At 56.6% G+C, this 9204-nt stretch carries 8 protein-coding genes; all 8 read right to left on the bottom strand.

Translation table 11 applies throughout. From position 1 onward, the window contains the following. Positions 1 to 39: 39 nt before the first annotated feature. Positions 40 to 1182 (bottom strand): pyrroloquinoline quinone biosynthesis protein PqqE, encoded by a 1143-nt coding sequence (gene pqqE / locus AXE65_RS08815; RefSeq protein WP_068391035.1) that lies wholly within the window; start codon positions 1180 to 1182, stop codon positions 40 to 42. After that, entirely contained in the window at positions 1154 to 1420 is a 267-nt protein-coding gene (gene pqqD / locus AXE65_RS08820) for a pyrroloquinoline quinone biosynthesis peptide chaperone PqqD (RefSeq protein ID WP_153015438.1), read from the bottom strand. The genes pqqE and pqqD overlap by 29 nt, the downstream gene beginning before the upstream one ends. Further along, the gene (gene pqqC / locus AXE65_RS08825; RefSeq protein WP_068391040.1) at positions 1417 to 2154 is read right to left on the bottom strand and encodes a pyrroloquinoline-quinone synthase PqqC; all 738 of its coding nucleotides are present in this window, start codon (positions 2152 to 2154) and stop codon (positions 1417 to 1419) included. The genes pqqD and pqqC overlap by 4 nt, the downstream gene beginning before the upstream one ends. Before the next feature lie 9 nt (positions 2155 to 2163). After that, positions 2164 to 3072, bottom strand: a complete 909-nt coding sequence (gene pqqB / locus AXE65_RS08830; protein WP_068391043.1) for a pyrroloquinoline quinone biosynthesis protein PqqB — start codon at positions 3070 to 3072, stop codon at positions 2164 to 2166. A 33-nt stretch (positions 3073 to 3105) separates the two neighbouring features. Next, on the bottom strand, positions 3106 to 3177 hold the full coding sequence (gene pqqA / locus AXE65_RS13360) for a pyrroloquinoline quinone precursor peptide PqqA (RefSeq protein ID WP_079214116.1): 72 nt from the start codon (positions 3175 to 3177) through the stop codon (positions 3106 to 3108). Positions 3178 to 3326: 149 nt separating this feature from the next. After that, positions 3327 to 4877 carry a sodium/proline symporter PutP gene (putP, locus tag AXE65_RS08835; RefSeq protein ID WP_068391046.1) on the bottom strand — a complete coding sequence of 517 codons (1551 nt, stop codon included), beginning with the start codon at positions 4875 to 4877 and terminating at the stop codon, positions 3327 to 3329. 91 nt (positions 4878 to 4968) lie between these two features. Continuing rightward, positions 4969 to 8139 carry a bifunctional proline dehydrogenase/L-glutamate gamma-semialdehyde dehydrogenase PutA gene (gene putA, locus AXE65_RS08840; protein WP_068391049.1) on the bottom strand — a complete coding sequence of 1057 codons (3171 nt, stop codon included), beginning with the start codon at positions 8137 to 8139 and terminating at the stop codon, positions 4969 to 4971. Positions 8140 to 8309: 170 nt separating this feature from the next. Next, a partial coding sequence (locus AXE65_RS08845) for a GMC oxidoreductase (RefSeq protein ID WP_239685058.1) occupies positions 8310 to 9204 on the bottom strand: 895 nt, incomplete at its 5' end.

Consider the following 9204-nt stretch of genomic DNA (forward strand, 5'->3'; position numbering starts at 1 on the left):
TCCAGCTTTAACCCCGCCGTTAGCACCGCATAACACCGCTTAACCGCTGGCAATCAGCTGTGAATTTTTCTTGTTACGCTGGATTAGGCTCGATAAGGATCTTGCCGCTTGTTCGGCCTCAAGGCGGGCGGCTTCGATTAAATGATGCTGCGGGGATTTGGCGCAGACCGGGTCGGTTGCGCTGGCATCGCCGGTCAGGATAAAGGCTTGGCAGCGGCAGCCGCCAAAGTCTTTGGATTTTTCCGCACAGGAGCGGCAAGGTTCGCTCATCCAGTCGTCACCGCGAAAGCGGTTAAATCCATCGGCGTGCTGCCAGATATGTTCGAGGCGGTGCTCTCGTACATTGGGGAAGGTTATCGGCAGTTCGCGCGCGCTGTGGCAGGGCAGTGCGGTGCCATCTGGGGTGATGTCCAAAAACAGGCTGCCCCAACCACCGGCGCAAGGTTTGGGGCGTTCTTCGTAGTAGTCTGGGATGACGAAAATCAGCTTGCACGGATGGTTTTGCGCGGCCAGTTGCTCACGGTATTGCTGGGTGATGTGTTCGGCGCGCTGCAATTGTGCGCGGGTCGGCAACAATCCGGCGCGGTTAAGCTGCGCCCAGCCGTAGAACTGGCAGGTGGCGAGTTCAACAAAATCCGCTTCCAGTTCGATGCAAAGCTCAATCATGCGCGGCAGTTGCTCAATATTGTGTCGGTGCAGCACAAAGTTCAGCACCATCGGCCAGCCGTGCGCTTTGACCGCGCGGGCGACCGCGAGCTTCTTGGCAAAGGCTTGTCTGGAACCAGCGAGCAGGTCGTTAATTTCTGCATCGGCGGCCTGAAAACTCACTTGAATATGGTCAAGACCGACTTTGGCAAATTCCTCCAATCGCGCTTCATTTAAACCAATGCCGGAGGTCAGCAGATTGCTGTAGTAACCCAGATTTCGCGCGACTCCGATAAGTTCCGTTAAATCCTTGCGCAGCAGCGGTTCGCCGCCGGAAAAACCCAATTGCGCCGCGCCCAACTCGCGTGCCTGCTCAAATACGCTTATCCATTCGCTGGTCTTTAATTCGTCCTGCCCCGCAAAATCGATGGGATTGGCGCAGTAGGCGCATTGCAGCGGGCAGCGATAGGTCACTTCCGCCAACAGCCAAAGCGGCGGGCCGCTGGGCTTAGCGCCACTCAATCCAATGCTTGGCATGGGCAGTCTCGATAAATTCGCGGATGTCTTGTTCGATGCCTGGCGCTTCGGGGAAGCGTTCGGCGAGCACAGAGTAAATCTGCGCAACGCTGCGCTGCCCGTCCATCAATAACAGTATTTCGGCGGCGCTGGCATTGAGCTTGATCATGCCTTCGGGATAGAGCAGCACATGGCCGTCCTGCACCGGCTCAAATTGCAGGCGAAAGCCACGGCGCAGTTTGGGAATAGCTTGCATCATGGCTCAATCCCCCGATGCCAGAGGCGCTCGGCGCTGACGGTGTGGTAAGGCGGGCGACCCAGTTCATAGGCCATGCTCATGGCATCGAGCATGCTCCAGAGGATGTCGAGCTTAAATTGCAAGATATTAAGCAGGCGCTGCTGGCTTTCTTGCGTACGGCAATGTTCCAGCACCAGTTGCAGGCCGTGACTGACATCGCGCTGCGCCTGACCCAGCCGACTGCGAAAGTAGCGATAGCCGCTTTCGGCAATCCACGGATAATGCTGCGGCCAACTGGACAGCCGCGATTGGTGGATTTGTGGTGCGAACAGTTCGGTCAACGAGCTGCCTGCCGCGTCCAGCCAATGGGCGCGGCGCGTAAAGTTAAGGTAGGCATCAACGGCAAAGCGCACGCCGGGCAGTACCCATTCTTCCGACAGCACTTCTTCACGTGACAAGCCAACGGCTTCGGCCAGTTGCAACCAAGCCTCAAGGCCGCCTTCGCCGTCTTCTTGGCCGTCTTGGTCGAGCAGCCTTTGCAGCCACTTACGGCGGACTTCGGGATGCGGGCAATTGGCGAGAATGGCGGCATCCTTGCGCGGAATGCGCGATTGGTAATAAAAGCGGTTGGCGACCCAGCCCTGAATTTGTTCGCGGCTGGCGCGGCCTTCATACATGGCACGGTGAAAGGGGTGATAAATGTGGTAGCAAGCGCCTTTGTCACGCAAGGCTTGCTCAAATTCGGCAGGGGTCATGCCGTCTCCTTAGAGTTCAATGGACATGCCGTCGTAAGCGACTTCTACACCGCGCTCTTTAAGCTCAAAGTGTTCGACGCTGTCCTCGTGCAAAATCGGGTTGGTATTGTTGATATGAATCAGTACCTTGCGCCCATCGACCCATTCCAGCCAGTCGAGCATGCCGCCTTCGCCGCTTTGCGGTAAATGCCCCATCTGGCGGCCTGATGCAGGGCTTAAGCCTTGGATTTGCATTTCATCGTCACGCCAGAAGGTACCATCGACCAATAAGCAGTCGGCCTTTTGCATCCAGTTAAAGACGCTTTGGTCAATCTGCCCCAGCCCCGGCGCGTAAAACAGGCATTTGCCGCTTGGGATGTCTTCTACCCACAGGCCGATGTTATCCCCCGGCAGTGGATGGTCGCGCCTTGGCGAATAAGGCGGTGCGTTGCTGGCAAGCGCAATGGCGGTAAAACGCAAATCAGCACAAGCGGCTATTTGAAAAGGCTGCTCAAGTTCAATGGGGCAGTGCTGCAAGCCGCCGTTCCAAGGTTTCAGCATGGGAAACAGGGGAAAACCGCTGGATAAATCCTGATGCACAGGTGCAGTGCAGCAGACGGGTAGCGGACAGCCTTCGCGCAGACTAAGCAGGCCAGTGCAATGGTCAATCTGCGCATCCAGCAGGATAACGGCGGCAATACGGCTGCCGCGTAGCTTGCCCGCTTGCGTCAAGACCGGAAAGGCGGCGAGTTGTGCTCGAATATCCGGCGAGGCATTGCATAAAATCCACCGCTGGCCGTTATCGCTAAGCGCTATGGAGGACTGCGTGCGCTGCGTGGCGCGGATGCTGCCGCCGCGCAACCCGTCACAATTACGGCAATGACAGTTCCACTGCGGAAAACCACCGCCAGCGGCAGAACCTAAAATCTGGATGCGCATAATTAAAGAGCGCCGCAAACGGCGCTCTTTTAATCAGCGGTGGGCGAAATACAGGTTGATTTCAAAACCAATCCGTAAATCAGTAAAGGCGGGTTTTGTCCACATGCGCTTAATCCTTTTGTTGTTATGCCGGAATTGGCAAAGCCATTAAGCTCGCCCGCCTGCCAATGCACCAATGCTACTTTGGCAGGAATTTTATGCCGCCTTGGTGGGAGGAGAGTGCCCTCTTGATGAGGATTTAGGCAGTAAGACCGTTAGATATGCGCATCCTTAAACTGCTGTTCGGCCTGATCAAAGCGCGCTTGCATGCTGGCGCTGGCCGGTTGGCCGATGCGGCTAAAAATCACGATGGCCAGCGTTGCCAAAATAAAGCCGGGGATGATTTCGTACAGGACGGGCGTGAGTTCTACAGCCGAGCAGTCCAGTTGCGGATCGAGCAACCAACAGCCAATGGCCGGGTCAATCCAGTTTTTCCACAGCACCACGCTGACGGCTCCGGTGAGCATGCCTGCCAATGCGCCGTTACGCGTCATGCCGCGCCAGAGTACCGACAGCAATATCACCGGGCCAAAACCTGCGCCAAATCCGGCCCAAGCGTAGGAAACCAAGCCCAGCACTTTGCTGTCCGGGTCAAAGGCAATAAAGATAGCGACCAAGGCAATCACCAGCACCATGGCGCGGCTTACCCAAACCAGTTCTTTTTGCGAGGCTTGCGGGCGCAAAAAGGCTTTGTAGAAGTCTTCGGTCAAGGCGCTTGAGGAGACCAGAAGTTGGCAGCTTAGCGTGCTCATCACGGCAGCGAGAATGGCCGATAGCACGATGCCGGCAATCCACGGGTTAAACAGGATTTTGGTCAGCTCGATAAACACACGCTCGCTGTTTTGCGTGACCGCGCCGGCCTGTTCGGGGTTGAGTTGAAAATAGGCAATGCCGAAGAAACCGACGGCGGTGGTGCCGAGCAGGCACAAAATCATCCAGGCCATGCCGATACGCCGCGCGTTGGGAATGGCTTTGACTGAACCTGCGGCCATAAAGCGCACCAAGATATGCGGCTGGCCAAAGTAGCCAAGGCCCCAGCCCAAAAGTGAAATCACGCCAATAAAGCTCATGCCTTCAAGCATATTAAAATGAGTGGGGTTGACCTGTTCAATCGCGGCAAACGCGCTGCTGGCATCGCCCAAGGCCAAGATCACGAAAACCGGGGTAATCAGCAGGGCAAATAGCATCATCGCCGCCTGTACGGTATCCGTCCAACTAACGGCCAAAAAGCCGCCGATAAATACGTACAAAATGGTCGCCGCCGCGCCAATCCACAGCGCGTAGTGGTACGGCACGCCGAAGGTGCTTTCAAACAACCGCGCACCGGCCACTACGCCGGAAGCACAATAAATGGTGAAAAAGACGAGGATGACCAGCGCCGACAAAATCCGCAGCAGCTTGCTGGTATCTTCAAAGCGGTGGGTGAAGTAATCCGGCAAAGTAAGCGCGTTGCCGCTGTGTTCGGTCTGCGTGCGCAGCCGGCCGGCGATAAACAGCCAGTTCAGATAGGCGCCAATGGTAAGGCCAATGGCAATCCAGCTTTCTGACAAACCGGCGACAAAAATCGCCCCCGGCAAGCCCATCAGCAGCCAGCCGCTCATATCCGAAGCGCCAGCGGAAAGCCCTGTGACCAAACTGCCCAAGCTGCGCCCGCCCAGAATATAGTCGGAGAAGTTTTTGGTCGCCCGCCAAGCGATAAAGCCAATGGCAATCATGGCGATGATATAGACCACAAAGGTAATTAAGGTCGGAGTGCTGGCAGTCATGGGGGAAATCCTTTAACTAAAGAGGTCAATCAACATAGTGCGCTTTGCCAATCCAGACAGCACATGCAAGCCTAATGCCGAAAACGTTCTTTTAATGCTCATCACTTAATGACAATAGCGAAGCATTGCCACCCACGGCGGTGGTATTGGTGGAGGTGGTGCGTTCGGTAACAAAGCGCAGCAAATAGGCCGGCCCCCCGGCTTTGGGGCCGGTTCCGGACAGGCCGCAGCCGCCGAAGGGTTGTACGCCGACCACCGCGCCAACTTGGTTGCGGTTGACATAGAGGTTGCCCACGCGCGCGCGGCGTTCGATAAAGGCGGCGGTTTCTTCGTTGCGGCTGTGTACGCCCAAGGTCAAGCCGTAGCCGGTGGCGTTGATGTCGTCGATGACGTTGCCCAAATCGGCGGCTTTGTAGCGCACCAAGTGCAAAATCGGGCCGAACTGCTCTTTGGAAAGTTCCCGAATGCTGCCAATTTCAAAGGCGACCGGCGCGACAAAGTGGCCGTTAAGCCCAGCGGGCATCGGCGTTTCGGCAATCAACTTGCCCTGTTCTTGCAGGCGCTGAATGTGCATCAGCAAGCCTTCTTTGGCCTCGGCGTCAATCACCGGGCCGACATCGGTTTCACGCAGATGCGATTGGCCGATTTTGATTTCGGCCATTGCGCCTTTGAGCAACTCGATGATTTTTTCAGCGATGTCTTCTTGCACGTAGAGCACGCGCAGCGCCGAGCAGCGTTGTCCGGCGCTGGTAAAGGCCGAAGCAATGGCATCTTTGATGACCTGTTCCGGCAGTGCGGTGGAATCAACCAGCATGGCGTTTTGCCCGCCGGTTTCGGCAATCAGCGTGGCAATTGCGCCGTCTTTTTCCGCCAGTTGCCGGTTGATCAGGCGAGCGACTTCGGTCGAACCGGTAAAGCACACGCCCGAAAGCCGCGCGTCACGGCAGAAAACATTGCCCAAGAGCGCGCCGTCACCGGGCAAAAAGGCAACGGCTTCTTTGGGCAGACCGGCTTTAAACATCAGTTCCACGGTACGCGCGGCAATCAGGCTGGTTTGTTCGGCGGGCTTCATCAACACTACGTTTCCGGCGACCAAAGCGGCGCTGATTTGACCCAAAAAAATCGCCAGCGGGAAATTCCACGGGCTGATGCAGGCGAAAATCCCGCGGCCTTCGTGGAACAGTTCATTACGCTCGCCGGTCGGCCCGGGTAGTTCTTCACGGCCTAATTTCAGCCGCGCTTGCTGTGCGTAATAGCGGCAAAAATCCACCGCCTCGCGCACTTCATCGATACCGTCCTGCAAGGTTTTGCCCGCTTCCAGTGTACACAGCGCCATCAGTTCGGGGCGGTGTTCTTCCAGCAAATCAGCGAGTTTTTCTAAAATACTGGCGCGGCTGTCTACCGCTGTGGCATTCCAGCTCGGCCAATAGGCGGCCAGCGCGTCCATCGCTTGCGTGACCTGTTCCACTGTTGCATAACGCACTTCACCGACGACGTTGTTCTTCTCATACGGGCAATGCACCTCGTGCACCTCGCCTTGATGCAGCGTATTGCCGCCAATCACCGGCGCGGCTTGCCAAGTGCGCAGCAGATACGGTTGATAGGCGCTGGAAAGCTGCGCCCATTCATTTTGAATATTCATATTGATACCTGCGGAATTTTTACGAACGCGCCCGAAGATCTCAGCAGGCAGCGGGATGCGATTATTAAACAGTGTGGCGTGCTGCACCAGTTGTTCGATGGGATGGTGAATCAGCGACTCGACCGGCACCGAGGGATCAACCAACTGATGCACAAAGGAGGAGTTCGCGCCATTTTCCAGCAGGCGGCGCACCAAATACGGCAGCAAATCCTTGTGTGCTCCGACCGGCGCGTAAATACGTACCTTTTTAGCGTGCTGCTCCAAAACGGTGTCATAGAGCGCATCGCCCATACCGTGCAGGCGCTGGAATTCAAAATCACGCTCGCCGGCCATGCCTAAAATGCAGGACACGCTGTGCGCGTTGTGGCTGGCAAACTGCGGATAGATCACGCCTTGGGTGAAGTCGGACAGCAAAAAGCGCGCGCAGGCCAGATAAGACACATCCGTGCCTTCTTTGCGGGTAAAGACTGGATAGCCGGATAAACCCTGCACCTGGCATTGCTTGATTTCGCTGTCCCAATACGCGCCTTTGACCAAACGCAGCGGCATTTTTTCGCCCAGCTCGCGGCCTAACAGCGTAAGCCAGACCAGCACCGGCAGGCAGCGCTTGGAATAGGCCTGCACCACCAAACCCAATTCGCCCCAACCGGCAATCGCCGGATCGCGCAGCAGTTTTTCAAAGAGTAAAAGGGATAGTTCCAGCCGGTCGGCTTCTTCCGCATCGATGCTTATGCCGACATTCAGCCGCCGCGCCAGCACGGCCAGTTCTTTGACGCTAACAAAGAGTTCGGACAATACGCGCCCTTGCTGCGCCACTTCATAACGCGGGTGCAGCGCGGATAATTTGATAGAAATCGACGGACGCGGGCCGGGTCCCACCTGCGCTTCTGCGCCAACGGTTTCAATGGCTTTGCGGTAATCGGCCTGATATTTGGCCGCATCGCTTGCGGTAAGCGCCGCTTCGCCCAACATATCAAAGGAATAACTGTAGCCACGCTCGCGCTGCGGGCGGCCGTTTTTCAGCGCCTCGCCGATGGTGCGACCAAGCACAAACTGCTTGCCCATCAGCTTCATCGCCTGATTCATCGCCGCGCGAATCACCGGCTCGCCGGAACGCTTGATCAGCTTGCTGAGCACATTTTTCGGGCGACCATCGACGGTTTGCGGGTCTACCACTTTGCCGGTCATCACCAAGCCCCAAGCGGCAAAGTTGACCAGCACGTTATCGCTTTTGCCCAGGTGGTTTTCCCAATCGGCGGCAGACAAGCGATCACGAATCAGCGCATCGGCGGTGGCGCTATCGGGCACACGCAGCAAGGCTTCGGCCAGACACATCAGCATCAAGCCTTCCTGCGTATCCAAACTGTACTGGCGCAGCAAAGCATCGAGCGTATCGACCGCGTTATCGCGGCTGCGCACTTGCTCAATCAACGCCCGCGCTTGGCGCGTGGTGGCTTGCAGCCCCAAATCCCCGGGCGCTGCCAGCGTGATTAACTCTTCCAAATACGCCGCCTCATCGACCGCATAATTGCCGCGTACCTGCGGGAAAAAATCCGCAGCTTTTTGTGTTTCAAGCCCGGCGAGAAAGTCGTCTTGCAAGAGTTGGCTGGCTTTGAACATAGACTTCGTCCTTGTAGAACATCGAGATGGCGAAAATGGCAAAAGTGCGCGAGCTGTTCGTCAAATAAATGACAGCCGACTATGGCTGTGCTGGCATTGCAAATAGCTTGCCTATTTTGCTTGCGTTAATTGGCTTTATCTAGTTTTTACTCAATCGTCTTATAAACCGCTCAAGGATAACGATACCAAGTGACCGCCTCAGCAGGCAGTGGCGGGTTGCCCAAGATACAGTCGGCGAGTTTTTCCGCCAGCATAATGACAGTGGCGTTTAAATTGCCGGTCACGGTACGCGGCAGGATGGATGCATCCACCACGCGCAGCCGTTCGACGGCATTGACGCGCCCCTGGCTATCGACCACTGCGTGCTTGTCCGCACCCATCCGGCAAGTGCCGGACGGATGGTAAGAGGTGCCAAGACCCGCACGGATAAATTGCGCAAGCTCGGCATCTGTTTGCACCATTGCACCCGGCGCAAGCTCCTCGCCGCGATAGCGATCCCAGGCGCTCTGGCGGATCAGTTCGCGGGCAAGGCGGATGCCGTCAATCATGTCTTGCAGGTCTTGCGGCGCTTGCAGATGGTTAAACACGATGGACGGCGCATCGGCGGGATTGGCTGAACGCAGCTTGACCTCGCCGCGGCTTTGCGGGCGCGATAAATCCATCCAGAACTGAAAGCCGGGGATGGCGATCAGCTTGCCGTTTTTAATCTTTCGGGTCAGCGGCAAAAACTCAAACTGCATATTGGGATAAGCCACATCGCTACGCGTGCACAAAAATGCGCCGCTTTCAAACAGATTGCTCGCCCCTAAGCCTTTACGGGTCAACAGCCACTGTGCGGCCAGCTTGGTGCGCCCGTAAAGGTTCAGTTGTGAAACCAGTGAATCCTCATAACGGGTGGCGTATTGCAGGTTGACGCCGGGATGATTTTCCAGATTTTGCCCGACTTCGCGGGCTTCGGCCTGCACCCTGATCGCGTGTGTTGTCAACAAATAGACTTGTCCGGTTTTAAAGCAAATGAACTGTCCGGTTTTGCCTTGCGGTTTCAGGCGGCGTAGGGCGTAGCCC

It is taken from the genome of Ventosimonas gracilis (assembly GCF_001580025.1).
Classification (GTDB): Bacteria; Pseudomonadota; Gammaproteobacteria; order Pseudomonadales; family Pseudomonadaceae; genus Ventosimonas; species Ventosimonas gracilis.

What these genes read in the sequence shown, in the direction of transcription:
- pqqE (WP_068391035.1), bottom strand. Translation starts at nt 1,182, where the DNA reads ATGCCAAGCATTGGATTGAGTGGCGCTAAGCCCAGCGGCCCGCCGCTT.
- pqqD (WP_153015438.1), bottom strand. Translation starts at nt 1,420, where the DNA reads ATGATGCAAGCTATTCCCAAACTGCGCCGTGGCTTTCGCCTGCAATTT.
- pqqC (WP_068391040.1), bottom strand. Translation starts at nt 2,154, where the DNA reads ATGACCCCTGCCGAATTTGAGCAAGCCTTGCGTGACAAAGGCGCTTGC.
- pqqB (WP_068391043.1), bottom strand. Translation starts at nt 3,072, where the DNA reads ATGCGCATCCAGATTTTAGGTTCTGCCGCTGGCGGTGGTTTTCCGCAG.
- putP (WP_068391046.1), bottom strand. Translation starts at nt 4,877, where the DNA reads ATGACTGCCAGCACTCCGACCTTAATTACCTTTGTGGTCTATATCATC.
- putA (WP_068391049.1), bottom strand. Translation starts at nt 8,139, where the DNA reads ATGTTCAAAGCCAGCCAACTCTTGCAAGACGACTTTCTCGCCGGGCTT.